Below are 19,778 nucleotides of genomic sequence, written 5' to 3' on the forward strand. Positions count from 1 at the left end.
GTTGGTTAGGCTTGCCTAGGTAGACTGTCCAGCATGTCTGACAAGAGTGCGCTGCGCAGGAAAGAACTGCTCCGGAAGCGGCTCGAGGCCGGAGGGCTGGCGAGCGCGAACACCACAGCAGAGGTCGCGGCCCGGCCGGACGGTGCGACGAGCCCGTTGTCGGCGGCGCAGCGCCGTCTGTGGTTCGTGTCTCATCGTGATGTCGCCGACACTTCTCTCAATGTCGGTGTGGCCCTTCGCCTCGACGGGGACCTCAATCCCGCTCGGCTGCGCCGCGCCTTCGACACCGTCGTGGGTCGGCACGAGATCCTGCGCACCACATACGAACTCGGCTCCGACGGCGAACCGACTGCGAGGCACCACACCGGTGTCGCCGCGTCGTGGGAGACGGCCGACATCGCCGACCTCACCGGCCGGGCCGCGGAACGTCGTCTCCAGGTGCTCGCGCGGCGGGAGTTCGGCACCCCCTTCGATCTCACCACCGACCATCCGATGCGACTGGTGCTGGTGCGACTGGCCGACGATGCCCATGTCCTGCTCCTGACCGTGCACCACATCGCGTGGGACGACGATTCGTGGCCCGTCCTCTTCGGGGAGATCAACGCCGTCTACAACGCAGACGAGCCCGACCGGGCAGGCCTGGTCGAGCTCCGCCGTCAGTACGCAGATCTGCCCCAGGCCGATCCGGCCACCGTTGCCGCGGACCTGGAGTACTGGCGCAACCAGCTGACGCCGGCCCCGGAGCCGTTGGGGCTCACCGGGACCGGACGACAGGCGTCCGCCGGCAGCGCCCGGCTCACCCGGCCGGTGCCCGCCGACCTCGTCGCGCAGGTGGAAGCATTCGCCCGCAGTTCGTCGGTCAGCCCGTTCACCGTCCATGTGGCCGTCACCGGCGCGCTCATGCACCGCATCACGGGTGCAGAAGACTTCGCCATCGCGGTACCCGTCACGCATCGCCCGTCCGAGGGTTCCGGTCTCATCGGCTACTTCGGCAACTCGCTGCTGCTGCGGACCCGCGTGGCCGCCGACGACACGTTCGCCGCGCTCACCTCGTCGACCGGTGCAGGCCTCGTCGAGGCCGTGACCCATCAGAGCGTGCCGGTCGACTCGGTTGTCGGGGCGGTGAATCCGGCACGCATCGGTGGCGGTGACGGACTGACCCAGCTCGTCGCGGTGAGCGTGAGCACGCGCACCGCAACCGAAGGGCTGGCCCTGTCCGGGGTCGACGTCACCCACCTCGACGCACTGACCATCCCCAACGGGCAACTGCCGCTGGAGTTCTCCCTCGTCGCCGGGGAGCATCCGGTCCTCGAACTCGAATATGACACCGGTGCCTTCCCGGGCGAGATCGCCGCGGGTCTCGCCGACGCCTATCTCCATGTGTTGCGCCGGTCGATCGAGTCGCCCGATCGTCCGATCCGAGACCTCGAGCTCCTCGATGCCACCGCGCGGGCGCGTGTCCTGGCGGCGTCCACCGGCCGGGTGCACCCGCAGCCCGGGGTGACCGTCGTGGACCTGTTCGCACAGACGGTCGCCGAGCGACCCGAGCACGAGGCCGTGGTCGCCGACGACGAGGTCTTCACCTATCGTCAGCTCGACGACCGGTCGAACCGTTTGGCCCACTGGATGATTCGCTCCGGAGTTCGACCCGAGGACCTGGTCGGACTGAGGATGGGCGGTTCGGTGGGCTTTGTCGTCGCCGCCTTGGCGGTGATGAAGGCCGGTGGCGCGTACCTCCCGATCGATCCCGACTATCCGCAGGACCGCACCGAGTTCCTCATCGCCGACGCCGCACCGCGGTTGGTACTCGACGCCGCAGCACTGGAGATCGCGGAGGCCGAGGCGGCCTCGGTGTCTGACGCGGTCCGACCGGTCACCGACGACGACCGGCATTCGCCGCTGCGGCCGGGCAACCTCGCCTACGTCATCTACACCTCGGGCTCCACCGGAACCCCCAAGGGTGTACCGGTGGCACATGATGCGATCGCCGATCACCTGGTCGGGTTCGGTGCGGGCGAGGTGCTCTCACCCGACGACCGGTTGGTGCAGACCTCGTCGGTGAGCTTCGACGCCTCGATGTTCGAGATCTTCTGCACCTTGGTGGTGGGCGCGACCTTGGTGGTGCCGAAACCGAGGGCAGTGCAGGACATCTCGTACATGGCCGAGCTCCTGGTGCGGCAACGGGTCACCGTGATGCACATGGTGCCCACGTTGTTGTCGACGCTGCTGATGGTGCCCGAGGTCAAGCAGTGGACCATGCTCCGCACCGTGCCGGTCGGCGGGGAAGCGATGTCCGGTGAGATCGCCGACGCGTTCACCACGACCTTCGACGCGGCGCTGTCGAACAACTACGGGCCGACCGAGGCCGTCGTCGCCGCGACCCATTATCCGGTCGACGGCCCGCAGGGCAACGTCATCGTGCCGATCGGGACACCGAACACCAACGTCACCAGCTATCTGCTCGATGCGGGTCTGCACCTGGTGCCCGACGGTGTCGTCGGTGAGATCTATCTCGGGGGTGGGCAACTCGCGCGCGGATACCTCGGCCGAACGACGCTGAGTGCGACCCGGTTCGTCGCCGACCCGTTCACCGAGGGGTCGCGTCTCTATCGCACGGGCGACCTGGCGCGCCGTACCGTCGACGGTGATCTGGAGTTCGTCGGCCGGTCCGACGAACAGGTGAAGGTCCGCGGATTCCGGATCGAGCTCGGCGAGGTGGAGGCGGGTCTGTGCACCCACCCGGACGTGGCCCACGCCGTGGTCCTCGTCGAATCGGCCGACACGGGCGCGCGTCTGGTCGGATACGTGATCCCGGAACCGCGCGCGGGGTCGACTCTCGACGTCACCGACGTGCTGGCCCACGCCCGCTCGGTGCTTCCCGACCACATGGTTCCGGCGGCGCTCGGCACCATCGACGAGGTCCCGCTGACCGTGCATGGAAAGCTGGACCGGGACGCACTGCCGATCATCGTGGCTGCCCCGCAGTCGGTTCGGGCGCCCGAGACACCCACCGAGAAGCGGATCGCGGCGGTGTACGCGGGCATCTTCGGCACCGACGACATCAGCGCAGGCTCCTCCTTCTTCGATCTGGGTGGACACTCCCTGCTCGCTGCTCGGCTGGTGACCACCCTGACCGCCGAGTTCGGTATCGACGTGGATGTCCGTCTACCGCTGGACAATCCGACGGTGGAGGGGCTCGCGTCCGCGGTCAACGCCGCGGTGCGCGACGAGTTCGGCATCGACCTCGACGAACTCGGAGACATCGACGGTCTCGGCGCCGACAACGCGTTCGTCGTCGACCCGGCGGTCGGGCGTGGTGGGCGACCACCGTTGACGGCAGGCGATCGGCCGGACCCGGCGCCGCTGTCGTTCTCGCAGTTGGCGATGTGGTTCCAGCAACGGTTCACCGGCGGCGCCGCCGCGGCGGGCAACATCCCGCTGGCGCTGCGGATCGACGGTCCACTCGACCGGGCTGCTCTGCAGGCCGCGATCGCCGACGTCGTCGCACGTCACGAATCGCTGCGCACGACGTTCGTGGAACACGACGGTCTGCCCGCCGCACGGATCAGCGACAGCGTCGACGTCGAACTGCCGGTGATCGACGTCGCGGATGCGGCCGAGCGGGACTCGGTGCTGGCCGCCGCCCGCGAGCACGACTTCGATCTGTCCGTGCCGCCGCTGTTCGCGCCGAAGCTGTTGCGAGAGAACGATGATGTCCACGTGCTGTCGATGGTGGTGCACCACATGGTGATCGACCACTGGTCCACCGACGTGCTGATCGGTGACCTGATCACGGCATATCGGGCGCGCGTGGCAGGGGCGACTCCAGACCTCGGGGCGCCGGACCTGACGTACACCGATTACGCGGCCTGGCAGCATCGGGTGTTCCCGGTGGGTGACCCCACGTCCGACTCCGATGTGTTCGCCGAGTTCGGGCGCGCGGAGATCGAGCATTGGCGGGCGGCGCTCGCCGGACAACCCGACGAGATCACCGTGGCCGCGGACCATCCACGCCCCCAGGCACTGTCCAAGCGGTCCGTGCTCGCGGATTTCGTGGTGCCGGCCGAGATCCGACGTCGCGTCCGCGCCGTCGCCGACGACTGTGGCGCCACCGAGTTCATGACGCTGACCGCGATGCTCACCGGACTGTTGAGTCGCCTCGGTGGCGGCGACGACATCGCCATCGGCACGCCCGTGGCCGGGCGAGTGGACCCGGGAACCGACACGCTCGTCGGCCTGTACGCCAACATGGTGGCGCTGCGTACCCGAACCGTCGACGATCCCACCCTGCGTCAATTGATCGGGCGAGCCCGCGACACCGTCTTGGATGCCTTCGCGCACCAGGACGTTCCCATCGAGCGTCTGGTGGAGGCACTGAACCCGCGGCGCACGCGCTCGTACAATCCGTTGTTCCAGAGCATGATCCACTTCCGTGATCGCGACCAGAACGCCTGGGGACGCCCCCTGGACGAATCGGGGCGGAGCACCGTGGCGTTGCTGCCGGTGGAGCAGGACACCTCGTTCCTCGATCTCAACGTGAATCTGGTGGTCATCGCCGACGGTGGCATGGAGGGCCGGATCGTCGCGGCCGCCGATCTCTACGAGCAGGACACCGTGACGGCGATCGCCGCCACCTTCGGGGCGCTTCTGGAGACCCTCGCCACCGCGGCCGACACCGCGTTGTCCGGGGTCGCCCTCCCGCCCCTGCCAGGGGTCGTTGCCGCGGATCGGCATCAGGAGGACCCGGCTCGGCTGGCGCAGCTGATCGTCGCCGAACATCCACGACGCGTCCACGCCGGGCCTCGCACCTTGGCTGCGTTGCAGCACACCGGGATCACCGACCTCCGTTCGGTGACCGAATGGGTCGTCACCGAAGCAGGTGCGCCGGCGGCCCTTCCGGAGGCCCTCGCCGCGCTCGCACCCCGATCGCGGGTCACCGATCCGTTCACCGACACGGTCGCGCCCGCGGTGATCGCCATGGCTGCGACAGCGGGCGGAGAACCACAGACCCCGACCGAACAACGACTGGTCACCATCCTGTCGGAACTGCTCGGCGTGGACGGTCTCGGACGTGACGACAACTTCTTCGCGGTCGGTGGGGACAGCGTGATCTCCATCCAGTGGTCCGCACGCGCCGCCGCGGAGGGAGTCGCCTTGTCGCCGCAACAGATCTTCGACAACTACACGATCGCCGAACTCGCGGCGGCGGTCGACGCAGCAGAAGATGCGGCCGACGATGCCGAGACCACGGCCGACGGCGTTCCGGTCGACGATGTGGCACCGATGAGTGCATCGGGTCTCAGCGACGACATGCTCTCGTCACTCGGTGCCGCCTGGAAGTCACAGCAGTGAGCGCAACCCCCGAGATCGAGGACGTCCTCGCACTGAGCCCACTGCAGCAAGGGCTCTTCACGCTCTCGGAGATGTCCGGAGACGGCTTCGACGTCTACTCCATGCAGTTCGTCGTCGAGATCACCGGCCCCCTCGACGTCGATCTGCTCCATCGCAGTGTCGACGCCCTGCTACGGCGCCATCCCAACCTGCGGGTATCGCTGTGGGACAAGGACATCCCGAAACCGGTGCAGATCGTTCCCACATCGGTGACCACCCCGTGGGAGGAGGTGAGCACCACCGCCGCGGACTTCGACGCCCTCGCCACCGCCGAGCGGGCGGCCCGCTTCGATCTGCGGCGCGGCCCGGCGCTGCGGGTCAAGCTCGTTGCGCTCGAGGATGCACCCGGGGAGCAGCCGGCACGCCGTCGGCTTCTCGTCACCGCTCACCACATCCTGATGGACGGATGGGCGGTGGCCCTGTTCTTCCAGGAGCTGTTGGCGATCTACTCGGCCGGCGGTTCCGATGCCGCCCTGCCCGCGGTGCGGCCCTACCGCAACTACATCGCGTGGCTCGCCGCGCAGGACGCCGATCGGGCGACAGAGTCCTGGAGGACCTATCTCGACGGTGCGGAGCCGTTGATGCTCGCCGGTTCGGGGTTCGCGGCCACCGAACCGATCCGCACCCGCCATCGGCTGCCGGTTGCGCAGACCGAGCGGCTGGTGGCCTGGGCGAGGGCGTCGGGACTGACGCTCAACACCGCCGTCCAGTACGCGTGGGCCACGGTCCTGGGGCGTCTCACCGATCGTGACGACGTGCTGTTCGGCACCACCATCTCCGGTCGGCCACAGGGCCTCCCGGGCGCCGACGAGATGGTCGGCCTGTTCATCAACACGGTGCCCTCACGCGTGCGACTCGCGACGGGGGACGGGACTTCCGTGGAGGCCAGTTGCGCTGTGCTGCAACGCGAATCCGCGGCCATGCGCGACGAGGGATATCTCGGACTGTCGGAGATCCAACGGGCCGGTGGGCATCCGGCACTCTTCGACACCCTGTTCGTCTTCGAGAACGCCCCGATCGGTGCGGCCACCGAACCGTTCAGCACACCGGACGGCACCCGGTTCCTGCCGTTGGCGATGGAAAGCCTTGCGCACTATCCGCTCACGGTGGTGGCCTACCTGCTCGACGGTGAACTCATCGTCATCACCGAGGCCGTCGACGGCGCACTCGGTGCGGCCGAGCCCGCCCAGATCGCCGAGCGAGTCCTGCGGGTGCTCGAGCAACTGCCCGACGCCGCCGCGTCTCATCCGGACCGCCTCGACGTCCTGTTGCCGTCCGAACGCGAACGCCTGTGGGCCATGGGGCGGCGTGATCACGGCGCGCACGATCTCCCCCCGACCGCGATCCGCGCGTTCGTCGATCAAGCCGCGGCGACCCCGCGGGCACCGGCACTGGTGACCGCGTCGTCGGCGTGGAGCTATGGGGAACTGTGTTCTGCCGCCGCACGATTGGCCGCCGAGCTGGTAGACCGTGGGGTGGGTCCCGAATCGGTCGTGGGGATCGCGCTGCCCCGGTCGGCCGACACGGTTGTCGCGATACTCGCGACCTTCCTGTCCGGTGGAGCCTACGTCCCGCTCGATGTCGCGTTGCCCGATCAACGCATCAGCGGCATCGTCGGGCAGTGCGACACACGGGTGCTGATCACCGATGCCGGACACGCCGACCGATTCGCCCCGTTGGGTGACCTCGTGATGCTCGACGACCCCGAGACCGCCCATCGGATCTCCGCACGCCCAGACGCGGTGGTGATGCCCGACACCCACCCGGACAGCGCCGCCTATGTGATCTTCACGTCGGGTTCCACCGGAGAACCCAAGGGTGTCATCGGAACCCACTCGGCCCTGGTCAGCTACTGCCGCGACCACCGGGACAACATGCTCGCCCCGGCCCGCGCCGAACTCGGCCGACCGCTGCGTGTGGCGCACGCCTGGACCTTCGGCTTCGACGCGTCCTGGCAACCGCTCGCGGCGCTGCTCGATGGTCACGCCGTGCATCTGTTCGGAGAGGATGAGATGCGGGATGCGGGCCGCCTCGTCGCCGGTCTCGCCGAGCACGCGATCGACATGATCGACACCACCCCGTCGATGTTCGGTCAACTGTCGGCTGCCGGACTCGTCGACGAGGGGACCGCCGACGAGTCCGCGGCCGCACAGGGGCATCTGACCGTGCTGGCTCTCGGCGGAGAAGCCATCGGTCCCCGCTTGTGGGCGCAGCTCGGTGCGTTGCCGTCCACCACCGTGCACAACTGTTACGGGCCCACGGAGACCACCGTGGAAGCGGTCGTGGCGCGCGTCGCCGATTCGCCCGTGCCGACCATCGGTGCGCCGACCGATCGGATGACCGCTCATGTCCTTGACTCCCGACTGCGTCCGGTGCCCACCGGGGTAGCGGGCGAACTCTATCTGTCCGGTGCTCAGGTCACGCGCGGCTACCAGGACCGTCCGGCGATGACCGCGACACGGTTCGTCGCCGATCCGACGGACTCCGGCGCGCGTATGTACCGCACCGGAGATCTGGTGCGGTACAACGATCGTGGGGACATCGAGTTCATCGGTCGCAGTGACGATCAGGTCAAGATCCGTGGCTACCGGATCGAGATAGGTGAGATCGAGGCGGCGTTGCGGGCGTTGGCCGGCGTCGAGTCGGCGGCCGTGGTCGTGGTGGAACGGGCTGCCTCCCCGGCGCTCGTCGGATTCGCCGCGGGTGCCGATCTCGACGCCCGGACGTTGCGTGGCAGGCTCGTGGACATCCTGCCGGCGCACATGGTCCCGGCCCGCATCGTGTGCCTGCCGGTGCTGCCGATGAACACGAACGGCAAACTCGACAGTCGGGTTCTCGCGGAATCGGCCGCTGCGGCCCTGCAGGCGCGACCGAGCGGGTCCGACGAGGATCTGACGGCCACCGCGACGGTGGTACGCAAGGTGTTCGCCGAGGTGCTCGGTACCGCACCCGGTGCCGACGACGACTTCTTCGACCTCGGCCTCGACAGCATCATCGCAATGGCCGCCGTGAACAGGCTGCGTGATCTGGAGATCGCGGTGACACCACGTATGGTTCTGTCCCGCAACAGTATCCGAGATCTCGGCGACGCCATCGACCGTGCCGCAGACGAGGGCGTCGACGTCGTCTCCGCGGGCATCGGGGCCGTGCCCGCACTACCGGTCGTCGAGCAGATGTACGAGTTCGGCAATCACCGTCGCTTCACCCAGACCGTGCTGTTCACCTTGCCCGAGGAACTGTCGGACGCGGCGTTGATCGCGGTGCTTGCGGCACTGCTCGACGGCCACGACATGCTGCGCGCCCAGCAGACCCCCGACGGTGTGATCACCCGCGAGCCCGGGGTGGTCGATGCCTCGTCGATCCTGACGACGGTCGACGTCGACGACCTCGGCGTCGCGGTGGGCGTGGCGGCTCGACGGGCGAACGAATCCGTCGATCCGACTGCCGGACGCATCATGGCGGCGGTTCGGCTGCGCCGCAACGGCTCCGCTGATCTGCTGTTGCTCGCCGCCCATCACCTCGCCGTCGACGTGGTGAGCTGGCAGATCATCTTCGCCGACCTCGCCGCTCTCGGTGTGGCGTCGGCGCGGGGGGAGTCGTTGGCGCCGCCGGTCGAGGGCAGTGACTACCGTGCGTGGTGTCGGTTCGTGGCGTCGCGGCGTGACGATCCCGCCGTGCTGGCCCAGCGTGATCACTGGATTCGGCAGGTCGCCGCCCCGGACCCTGCGCTGGGTGCGCGGCACCCGGATCCGCGCACCGACACATGGTCGTCGTTGCGGCCCTTGGTGTCTCTCACCGATCACGCTACGACGGCGACGATCCTCGCCGGCGTCGGACGCCGGGTGGGGATGCGGGAGTTCCTCATCGCCGCACTGACCCTCACGCTGGCGAGTTGGCGACGCCACCGTGGACAGGACCCGTCCTGCGGTGCCTATCTGGCGCTGGAGGGCCATGGTCGAGAGGACGACCTCGCGGGTCCGGGTATGGACACCACACGCACCGTCGGTTGGTTCACCTCGGTGTTCTGCGCGCGACTCGGCGTCGGCCGCGACATCGATGCGGCCCAGGTGGCCGCGGATCCGGCGGTGGGGCGGGCGTTGCTCGACGACGTGGTCGGTCACCTGGATGAAATTCCCTCTGCGGGAATCGATTTCGGGGTCCTCAAGTACCTCGCCGAGGTGCCCGGGTTGCGTGAGGCGTCCGACCCGCAGGTGGAGTTCAACTATCTCGGTCGCTACGACCTGCACACCGAGGCGGATTCCACCGCGACGTCGCAACCGTGGACCCCGATCACCGATCTCGAGGTGAATCGTCACCTGCCGTCCGATCCGGAACCCGATCTGCCGCTACGGTATGCCGTCGATCTGGTCGCGGTGGTCCGCGGGACGCCCGACGGCGCACAGTTGGTCGCCAACTGGCGCTACAGCGACGCGGTGCTCACCGACACGCAGGCCGCTGAGCTCGCAGACCTGTGGCAGCAGTCGGTGGCGGCGTTGTCGGTGTCGTTGGGTGAGATGCCCCGATAACCCGTCGCCGGTGGTCGAGACGGCGCTGGGCGTCGGTGAGGTGCGTGTCGAGATCTGGGGCGGGGCCAGCGTCTGTCTCGTTAAACGGTGGATGCTGTTGCCCGTCTCACCTCAAGTCGCCGATCCGCGCGGCAGCAGCGTCAGTGCCTGAGTCCCACCAAACGGCTTGGCTGTCATGAATCACAGGGCGATAGGGCGCGCTGCCGGTTGATGGCCACAGGGTGTACTCGTATCCAGCGAGGAAGTCTTGAACGGCCTGCGCTGTCCACACAGTGCACTGAGCACTTGGGGCATTGGCCGTGTACCCCTGGCTGACAAGGAAGCCGCCAATTCTGTTGGTAGAACTGTGAAACCCGATTGCTACCGAATCACCGCCCGATAGTTCCAAGTCCCACACCAGATCACCAACATCGACATGTCCACCGGATTGTAGGACGAGGAGGTCGTGCGAGACGGAACGGAGCGCCTCTGTCCAATGCTCCGGGAACCCGATAGGCAGCGCCGGGAGTTCGTTAACTGGCGCAGTCCACCGATTATCTGGACGCTCGCCTGACACACGCGACATGCCCTTGACCCTAGCGATGCGAGGTTTCTCCACCGACCGAAAACCGGCGATGCGCTGGCACGTCGACGCTCGATCCGACATAAACGGCGAGTGAGTTTCAGGGCCGCCGGTGTGGTGCACTGTTTAGGTGGCCCTTGTGCTCTGTGACGACGTGACCCCTGCGGAATGGATCACCCGCAGTGGTGAGTCCTGGAATGTCCTGGCACTGTACGGGCCACCTGGTTTCGATGCGTACGCGAGACTCCGGTTCGCCTCGGACCCCGAGTACGCTGGCCAGAAACTGAGTGATGCCCGCCCATGCCGTCCTGGTGTGTCGGACACGGCTGTCCTGGCGCAGCTGTGTGCCGTGCTGGCCGGGGAAACCACAACCCCCGATGATTGTTACTTCGCGATGTGGGACGGGTATGGCACGGTTCGTGAGCTGCCCCGCGTGGGACGCATGTCCATCCCCAATCGCAAGTACCACTTGTTCTGCGGGGCACTCGCCGATGTCGGTGACTGGGGTCGGTCTGAGGCCGTGCTGGCCAACGAGCCGGCGGCATTCATTTGGCCCGCCGACCATGCCTGGTGCATCGCCTGCGACACCGATCCACATTGGGCAGGCATCGGCGCGGCCAGGCATGTGATCGATGCTCTGCTTGCGCAGCGCGACGTTGATGTCGTCGCTGCTGACCGGTCGACTGACTTTCCGTTTTACACCGCCTGACCGTTGCGAGCTTCGGCGTGTTGTCGGACGTCCTCGGTGCCTGATCGCAGCACCAACCGCCCGAGGGGCCGGACCCAGCCGACTTGTGCCGCACGGATTGTCACGGCGCTGTCGGTCCACGCTGGCGCTTCTCGCAGACTCCGAAGGCGTAGTGCCGAGAAGTTGGCTTCTCTGCACGAAGGCAGGGTGCGATTTTTCGAGACGATTGAAGCTGGGGCAGTCCCGAGTGGCCGCAGTGGATCGATTCATCGGCGGAGACATTCCCGACTCGTGAAGGATCACGTGTACCTCGGTGGATAGCTTTCTGGATCGTCTTCAACTATGTCGATGCGGGAGTCATTGAGCAGATCGGTGATGGCGGGGTGGCTGGCGCCGATGGTGGCGAAATGGGGGTCGATGTCATCAGTGATGCACCAGGCACGATCAGCGGGCCAGGTGAACGCGGGATCGGGGAGCAGCCGAGTCGGCGATGCCAGGACGTTACTGGCGTCTTCCCACGCGAATAGGTCGGCTTCACCGTTGAAAAAGTAGTAGCTGCGAACCACGCCTAACTGCTCATCTTGAATGTTGAGGTCGCGGTCACCTAGCTTCTCGTACTGAACATAGGGCCACCCGGAAGGCCATCCGTCCCAGATGAGGAAGTAGCAGTCGTCAGGCGTCGTGGTGTGCCGCGCGAGGTGTGAGACGGCGACCGCGAGCTGCCAGAGTTCGCTGGGACCGGCGGCAATCTCGTCTGGGACCTCAGCGTGACTCTCGCGCTGACCGTCGAAGGCGGGGTCAGGGATAAAGCGCAGACGCGCATACCGCTCGTAGCCGAGTGGGCCACGGGCAGTCAGGTCGTACCATTCACGTTGTTGACTGAGCAGCCAGGACGCGGCCGACGTGTCGCGGCACCGTTCCACCGTCACGACATCACCATCCCACAAGCCGACGGAAGCTGGCCGTGTTGTGGGCCCGCACGAGACGTCCGGGATTGACGTTTCCAAGCGGTGTCATAGCCTCGCGCCGGGCAATTGCCCGTACGTGGACCCGGCGATGCCGGTCGGAGTGGGTTACTCGATCTCAACGTCCAGGAGGAGTCCAGTATCGCGACGCCAGGTCTCCTGTGGTTGCGGGCCGCGCTGTCCCGTGTCGCGTTCGCCGACCGCGGCCAGAGCCGAATCGGCGAATTTTGTTCGTCGTGTATTGATGTCGCTGAGTTCATAGGAAGGCGGCTGCCGGTGTGCTCGAGGTGCTCGTACTTCGGTGATCAATCTGCGCCGCAACACTGTCCCCAGCACGCGGGGGACAGTGGCAGCCGTCATCTCGTAGTCCACGTGCAACCGGCCGTACAGTGTCGACTCGCCCTGGTGCAGCGACGTTGCGTTAAGCGACGTTGCGTTATGGGCAACCGCAGTGAAGGTTGAGAAATGCACGAGCGCCGGATGCGGCGTTGTTATCCCGCCACCGCCGAGCAGCACCACCTCGGCGGCGGCGGTGATGCACATCTCTGGCAGATCGTTGCCTTGTGCTGGGGCAAACCCAAGGACAATATCGACCCGGTCGCCGTCGGCTGGAAAAGCCACCGCACCGTCGCCGATCATCCAGCTGGCCAGGGTCACCGGCACATGCATCGCGTTCTCCAGCGTCGGATCACTTTGGTGACGAGGCCAGCAGGCTGTGGCCCGATGCGTCGGAACAGGCCCACCCATTCATGGTCGCGGTACACCCTCCTGAGGCTGACGGTCCAACGAGCGCAAGGACGTTCATGATTCTCGCTTTGTGATTCAGTCCGCGGGCGACACATCGGCACAAAATCGACGCACGCCACGAGTATGCGCTCTCCAGGTTGAGTCAAGATGCTCTCGTGCGAACGTCTTGACCGCCAGCTGCAACTCCGCCAAGGACGCGAGATCCAGTGCCTGATCGACAAGGCCTATCCCAGGCCCCAATCGAGCCACGCCCCGAGTAGTGCGATCGCTCCGGCCGTTGCTCCAACCGCGAGCGAGTATGCCCAGCCCGCCAGGCGGGAGCGTACCGGGAGCATGAACGCGATCCCGGGAACGAGTAGCACGGCCCACGCCAGCAGCCACGGAACCCAGTAGGTGGCGATGAACGGTCTGTCCACCGGCCCGTCCAGGGGTACCGCGGTGGGTTCCGGCAATCCCAGCCAACTCCGTATCTGATGGGCGAGCGGGACCACGATGACTATCCCGACGACGAAGCCGACGATCGCGGCAGTGACAACCTGGACCTTTCCTGCACGCGTGGTGGTGGAGGTGGCGGCCATCGATTCAGCTTACGGTGAGGCCACACACAGGGTCAGGTGAGACTGCCCCAGACTTGGGGCGCAAACCACCAGGCCCCGTGGGTCAAGTGGGTCGCCGCCACAGGCGAGATGTGACCTCGTAGAAAGGCGCAGACTGGTGACCGGTGCGACGTTGCTCCAGACGTCAAGCGGCAGAGAGGGCAGCCCATGATGACACGCCTTCTCGGAGTCATCGTGCTCAGCTTCATGAGCGCGGTGGTGATCTCCGCTGTGGCAGCGTGGCCGCTGTCAGTCTTGTCCGAGTCGATGCACCTCGGTTGCGAGGCGACCAGCATTGACGGACAGACTTCGTGGGTGTGTCCCGATGGTGTCGGCTATGCCTTGCCGATTGCCGCGCTGGTCGTAGGTGTGACCATTGTCTTGGTGGTCGCTACGGTCCGGTTATGGGCTGGCCTCGGCGGTCAGACCCAGCGAAACGTCGTCGGTACTCGCCTCACCTGGTGCGCGGCGGTCGTGGCGATAGCACTTGGGTTGGCGGTGACGGCGATGGGCATCGCCGGTGTTAGCGCAGCGTATGGTCGCCAGCTCATCCTGGTCGGTGTCATATGTTGTGCCGCAGCGGTTCTGGTTCTGATGTGCGTCCATCGCGTCAACCAGCGATCAGCTGCTGCGTCCTGCATCTTGTGCGCGGCAGTGGCTGCGGCTTTCACCCCGTTGACCGGAGTGGCGGCGCCACTGGTCGCCACGCTCGCGGGGATGTTTCTCGTGGCCGCTGCCCTGCAATGGCCAAACCGCCGAGCGTTGACCGACGCACCTTCGGACCGTTGACAGTGAATGAGAGCCGCACAGAATGAGGGTGCTTCAACCCTCGCTACGCGGGGGGCGGCGAGACACGAAAATGCCGAGATTCCTGCTGCTTCGCGCCCGCTGCATCTGTCGAGGATTGCTCAGCCGTCTGAAACTGTCGACCGAACCAACCGTCTTGCGGAGCCACCAGGGTCGAATCCACGTGCGGTCTCGGATCGTCGAGACCGATGGGAGTCGGCGGGATTGGCTCCCAAAGCTTCTCGACACGACTGGCAGCGTCACGGATGGCCGTCGCATCAAAGGTCACCTGGTGTTCTGCAAGGTCGAAGAATGGCCAGGCCGAGACCACAGAGAACTGCCCAGTCGGTGGCAGATGATCAAGCAGTAGGGTGACCCGCGCGTGCTGGGTTCCCCCGCCGCCCCCGCCGTTGCGAAGGCCCCCGTGAAGGTCGGTCATAGGCAGGTTCGACGAGACAGTTCCATCGGACCACTCGAAACCCAGTAGGAACGGAGCACTTGTCTGAGCCCCAGATTCAGGCCGCCCGAAACCATAGGTTCCCAGAGTCACTGTGGAGACACGCTTGAAGACCTCGATTTCGAATCGCACCTCCGACGAGTAGACCCAGGTGGCTGTCAACGCAAGAACGAGTTCAGGCGAGCGGTTCAGCACCCCAGATATGCCGGCATTCTCGGGGATCTCATTGGTAGGACGTTGTCGCATCGTCAACCTCCACTCATATCATCTGAACGGCCATTGTCGCACCAACCGTGCCATGTTCGCTTGCAGGTGAGGTGCAGCGCAGACCGCCGAGGGCATCCGAACCCAGCGCTCGAAGCCACTCAGCGGCCCTGGCCCGATCTGATGCGGCCTGCAGGAAGGCCAGTGAACCCCAAACTTGACTACGACACGAACGCTTCCCGGCTGTCCACCACTGTCCGGGAGAGCGACTTTCAGTCGCGACCGTCGACGGCTGCGGGGCGGTCCGCTATATGGTCAACGACGACAGCAGCCGCTGGGACATGTCGTGGCGCAACAGCTTTGGCTCTATCTGGTGATCATCGGCGGCCACGCACCGCACACCGAGTGCGGCCAGAGCCGCTATTCCCGCGGCGTGCCCACGACGAAGGTGCCCACGTTGGCCTCGACCAATTCGTCGGCTCCGGTCGCCTCGGCGAAGGCCGCGGTGTCGCCGTATCCCTGGGCGACACCGCCGAGTCCCATGGCGGTTGCGGTGAGATAGAGCGTCTGGGTCAACACGCCGACATGCTTGAGGATGACGGCGTACGGCATCTGCTCATAGGTCCACATGATCCGCCCGACGCGAGCCGCGATGGCCAACATCACCTGGGGGCGTTGCCCGTCGGCGAGCGTCAGGGAGGCAGGGGCGATCAGACGTTGGACCGCCGGATCGTCGTAGGGGGCGACCAGCCGTAGGGCATGGTCGTAGGAATCGTAGTGGTACATGCCGGGCGCAACGCCCTCGACGTTGCGGATCACCGGGTAGATCTCGAGCTCGTAGAGAGACCCGCCCGACGGGTACGGCCGCGACGGGAGTTCTTCGGGCACCGCACGATTCGCATCCACGGTACGCACGCTGCGGGTACGGCCACAGCGGTACAGCAGTTCGCCGAGCTGTGCGATCGACATCGGGTCGGCGTCATCGAAATCGCGTACCGACGTGCGCGCCTCGACAACCGTCACCAGGGGCAGATCGTCGCGTTGCAGCTCGTCGAGATCGGGGGCGGGCAGCGCGATCACCTCGCCGGCAACCGTGTCGCGGCGTGCCGGCAACGGTTCGAACTCGCCGTCGGCCCATCGTGTGGGACCGAAGTCGGCGAATGCTGCCGCCCGGTCGCCGACGGTGGTCCGACGGTGGAACCACAGTTCGTGCGGACTCCAACTGCGCGTGGCGAAATCGCTGCGTTCGGCGCCCGGCGAGATGGCATGTCCGGTCCAGTAGAGATCCGCGTGCAGACGCTCGACGACCCAGGTCGGTAGCGCATCGACGTGTGCCGCACCGAGACCCGTGACGACACCGAGAACCGCGGGATCGTGGACGACGATGTCCGACCAGGATCGGGGGTGTTCGGCGACCACATCGTCACCGTGCTTGCGGACGATGGTGAACCGCGAGATCTCCACCGGGCCGGTGTCGGGATCGGGCCGGGCCGCAGGCGGTCGACGGAAGGGACGCAACGTGTACAGGTCGCGCCCGTCGAGCGACACGGTGATCGAGACGACGCCGGCGTCGACGAGAGTGTGCAGCAGCGCCTGCGTTTCGGAGTCGATCGTCTCGACGAAGGAAACCGGACCGGCGTTGAGTCTGCGGAGCACATCGACCTGTGCCGGGGAGAGTCCGTCGAGACGTTGCTTGGCCGGTAGCAACACGGCGACACCGCCGCCACCGATCAGGCATCGGGCGCCCGGGGACAGGGCATAGGAGGTCTGTGACGTGCTCACCGAGGATTCCGATCGCAGTGCAGGTTCAGGCGGGGTGCTCAGGCCGCGGCCTTCTGCAGCGCCGGATGCATCTTGTCGAGCAGGTACGGGATCGACAGCGGTGTCGGCTCGTTCAACCCGCCGATCTCGGCGACCGACATCCGACTGACCGCGCCACTCTTCACCGACCGCAACGCCTGGTAGCCGGGCAACTTCTGCAGTGTCGACATCAACTGGTCGGTGTTGGCCGTTATGACCAACAAGTCCGAATTGAGTAAGGGCACGTTCTCTGTCGAAACAGGGAAGCGCGGTTGATGATTCGCGCGGAACTGGTTGACGAGATCCGGTGCGATGCTCATGCCCAGGGAGGTGAACAGACTGTTGGCGCCGTCCTCCGGGTCGGCGAGCACCTGGATCTGATCGCCCGAGTACATGTACGCCATCGTGTAGGTCTTGCCGTCGAGGCCGGGCAGTTCGGTCTTGGTGGCGTCGATCTTGGCGTTGACGCCGTCGGTGATCTCCTTGGCCTTGTCCGGCTGACGCAGGACCGTGCCCATGAAGGTCACCATGTCTTGCCAGGGATCGATCTGCTTGCCGGTGATGCCGGGGATCGTCGGCGCGAGCTTCGACACGCTGTCGTACATGGCCTGCTGGCCTTCGGCCATGTACCCGGTCGCGAGGATCAGATCGGGTTTCGCCTTCGCGATCTGCGACACGATGTCGTCGGTGGACAGCGCGGTGGAGCCCTTGAGCTTGTCGCGCGACCACGGGGCCGGGCTGCCGGTGAGTACCTGGATGTTGTCGAGGTAGGCGACCGGGGTCACGCCGAACGCGAGCGAGACGTCGATCCACTGGGCGCCCAATGTGACGATCCGCTTGGGTACCCCGTTGATGGTCACCGCCCCCTTGGGGGTGTTCACCTGGATGGGGGCGCCGCCGTCGGTCGACTCGTCAGGGGAACTACACCCGGTCACCACGCCGATCGACAGTGCCAACACCGCGACGAGCATGCCGAGCCCTCGATACCTCCGTGCCATGGGGCTCAGCCTAGCCTAAGCTCAGTTGTCGTCGGTCTCCGGTTTGAACGGAGAGTCGCGTGTGTCAGCTCTCGGATGTGCCGCGGAAGTCTGCTGCTCGGTGCCTTCGCGGTCGGTGCGCTGACGCTTGTCGCCACCGCACACACGGGCGCACCCGCACCGCTGGTCGAGTAGGCACCGAGGCGCCACCCGAGGATCTGTATCGAGACGACGCAGGCACCCAGATCGTGCCAGGGTGCGGTGGTCGAACGCGGGCGGAACTCACGTTGTCAATACCCCTGTGCAACAACACTACTCACCACTCCAAGACTGTCAGAGGCCGTCGGTATAATGACATTCAGGCGACGTCTGTTGTGGCGAAATGCGTTGCAGCCCAGTCGAATACCTGTGGATGAACTCTTCCCGGCGAACGCATGTTCGACTACAATCGAGTCATGCCGTTGGACACTCTGATTCCGTTGCTGCGTGAGGTGACGATCGACGCTGATGCGTCTGGTCGCCAGGTCTTCGAGACCACGAAGACATTGATGGACGTGCGTAACCTGGTCGATCATCAGCTGGCCGTGCACGCGGCTGGTCTTGATCGTCTAGGGTTGGCGCAGCGCTCTGGCGGGAAAACGCGGAGCCTGTTGATCGAGATGGGGGCTGCTCCGGCTGTCGCCGACCGGTGGCTACGCATCGGGACGGCTCTCGGCCGGTTGGAACGGGTGGCCGCGTATTCTGCGGACGGGGTGTTCTCCGGCGAACACGTCGACGCGTTGGTCCGCGGGATGGCCCATATCGACCAACGGGCACCCGAACCACTATCGGCTGGGTCGGTGATCGAACACGAACTGGCGTTGATCGCCCAAGCATTCTCCGGCGCCACCCCACGCGAAGTACTGGCGGCGGCACGCGCGCGAGGCAATCAGATCGCCGAGGATGAGGGTGGGGTGCCGGCGGCCGAAGACCGCTCGATCAACGAGGTCTCCACGACCGTGGCCGCCGATGGCCGGTTGGAGGTGTTCGCCAACCTTGACATCGTCACCGGGGAGAAGTTCGTGTCCGCGGTCGAATCCCTGTCCCGCAAGCGGCCAGAACCCGACGGGTCCGAGGACGCCCGGTCGGCCGGGCAACGTCGCGCCGATGCGTTGGAGATGATCCTGGATGCCGCGGCCAAAGCCACCAGAACAGGTGACGCCGACATGGTGGTCGCCCCGAAAACACAGGTGAATCTGACCGTGCCCGCCGACCACCCCGATCGGGCAACCCTGGAATGGTTGGGACCGGTCTCCCAAACAACCGCCCATCTGGTGGCGTGTGATTCGACCGTCACCATATTCGACCTCGACGAACACGGCGCACCCCTCGGCGTGAGCAACGGGCCACGCCTGTTCACCTCCCAACAACGCAAAGCACTCATCGTGCGTGACCAATGCTGTGTGAAATGCGGAGCCGCCGCCGGATATACGCAGTGCCATCACATCATCTACTGGTCACACGGAGGCGCCACCGTCATCGACAACGGCTGCCTGTTGTGCACGGCCTGCCACGCGCAAATCCACGCGTCCGGGTGGGAGATCATCATGGGCGCTGACCGACACCCGTGGTTGATTCCACCGGTCGAGGTCGATCCCACACGCACCCCGCTACCGGCGTATAACCGGCGCACCATGACCCTCGCCGCCTGACACCGGTCACCGCCATCAGGGATGCGTTCGGCATCCAATCCGCGCCCTTGACACCCACCCACCGCCGATCGAGTAGCCCGCGAGGCGCAAGCCGAGCGAGCGTATCGAGATCACCCTCCCGACATCGCCATATTCATGGCCATCGAAACAGACTGACCCACCAGGACTTTCACCAAGCCTAAACCAGCGACCCGGGACAACCCGGGTTGTGCACGACCCTTGACAACTCCACAGTGTGAAATGGGAAACCCCGTTCGGGTGCCCGCCGAGCAGTGAACCGGCGGGCACCCGGCGGTGGCCTCTTTCGTGACGCTCGCAAGTGGGCTACCCGCAGGTGGTGGTCGAACTCGGCACGCATGTGTCCCCCTCTGGTCGATCTCTGTGCATG

The 19,778-nt window shown here is 66.1% G+C and carries 10 protein-coding genes; 5 read left to right on the plus strand and 5 right to left on the minus strand.

Translation table 11 applies throughout. The features are described 5' to 3' along the window. Nucleotides 1-33: 33 nt before the first annotated feature. The 3 genes from AAFP35_RS01375 (at nucleotide 34) to AAFP35_RS01385 (ending at nucleotide 11,188) form a co-directional block, all read left to right on the plus strand. Complete coding sequence (locus tag AAFP35_RS01375; protein ID WP_419219721.1) at nucleotides 34-5,352, plus strand: amino acid adenylation domain-containing protein; 5,319 nt, start codon at nucleotides 34-36, stop codon at nucleotides 5,350-5,352. Continuing rightward, complete coding sequence (locus AAFP35_RS01380; RefSeq protein ID WP_419219722.1) at nucleotides 5,349-9,917, plus strand: amino acid adenylation domain-containing protein; 4,569 nt, start codon at nucleotides 5,349-5,351, stop codon at nucleotides 9,915-9,917. The genes AAFP35_RS01375 and AAFP35_RS01380 overlap by 4 nt, the downstream gene beginning before the upstream one ends. A 692-nt stretch (nucleotides 9,918-10,609) precedes the next feature. Next, the gene (locus AAFP35_RS01385) at nucleotides 10,610-11,188 is read left to right on the plus strand and encodes a hypothetical protein (protein ID WP_419219723.1); all 579 of its coding nucleotides are present in this window, start codon (nucleotides 10,610-10,612) and stop codon (nucleotides 11,186-11,188) included. 278 nt (nucleotides 11,189-11,466) lie between these two features. Here AAFP35_RS01385 and AAFP35_RS01390 read toward each other — a convergent pair whose 3' ends face one another. The 3 genes from AAFP35_RS01390 to AAFP35_RS01400 all read right to left on the minus strand — a co-directional run bounded on the left by AAFP35_RS01390 (nucleotide 11,467) and on the right by AAFP35_RS01400 (nucleotide 13,457). After that, complete coding sequence (locus AAFP35_RS01390; RefSeq protein ID WP_419219725.1) at nucleotides 11,467-12,096, minus strand: hypothetical protein; 630 nt, start codon at nucleotides 12,094-12,096, stop codon at nucleotides 11,467-11,469. A 144-nt stretch (nucleotides 12,097-12,240) separates the two neighbouring features. Beyond that, on the minus strand, nucleotides 12,241-12,801 hold the full coding sequence (locus tag AAFP35_RS01395) for a hypothetical protein (protein ID WP_419219726.1): 561 nt from the start codon (nucleotides 12,799-12,801) through the stop codon (nucleotides 12,241-12,243). Between the two features lie 302 nt (nucleotides 12,802-13,103). Then, nucleotides 13,104-13,457: a hypothetical protein gene (locus tag AAFP35_RS01400; protein WP_419219727.1), complete on the minus strand. Its 354-nt coding sequence runs from the start codon at nucleotides 13,455-13,457 to the stop codon at nucleotides 13,104-13,106. A 186-nt stretch (nucleotides 13,458-13,643) separates the two neighbouring features. Between AAFP35_RS01400 and AAFP35_RS01405 the strand changes: the two genes are divergently transcribed. Further along, a complete protein-coding gene (locus AAFP35_RS01405; protein ID WP_419219728.1) occupies nucleotides 13,644-14,264 on the plus strand; it encodes a hypothetical protein in 621 nt (206 codons plus the stop codon). 1,078 nt (nucleotides 14,265-15,342) lie between these two features. Here AAFP35_RS01405 and AAFP35_RS01410 read toward each other — a convergent pair. Both AAFP35_RS01410 and AAFP35_RS01415 read right to left on the minus strand, forming a co-directional pair. Next, nucleotides 15,343-16,704, minus strand: a complete 1,362-nt coding sequence (locus AAFP35_RS01410; protein WP_419219729.1) for a SagB family peptide dehydrogenase — start codon at nucleotides 16,702-16,704, stop codon at nucleotides 15,343-15,345. A 38-nt stretch (nucleotides 16,705-16,742) separates the two neighbouring features. After that, complete coding sequence (locus tag AAFP35_RS01415; RefSeq protein WP_419219730.1) at nucleotides 16,743-17,720, minus strand: ABC transporter substrate-binding protein; 978 nt, start codon at nucleotides 17,718-17,720, stop codon at nucleotides 16,743-16,745. Nucleotides 17,721-18,133: 413 nt separating this feature from the next. On the opposite strand from AAFP35_RS01415, the gene AAFP35_RS01420 reads away from it, so the two are divergent. Continuing rightward, nucleotides 18,134-19,390, plus strand: coding sequence for a DUF222 domain-containing protein (locus AAFP35_RS01420; RefSeq protein WP_419219731.1), 1,257 nt, complete (start codon nucleotides 18,134-18,136; stop codon nucleotides 19,388-19,390). Nucleotides 19,391-19,778 lie beyond the last annotated feature (388 nt).

The organism is Gordonia sp. CPCC 206044 (genome assembly GCF_048537895.1).
Classification (GTDB): Bacteria; Actinomycetota; Actinomycetes; order Mycobacteriales; family Mycobacteriaceae; genus Gordonia.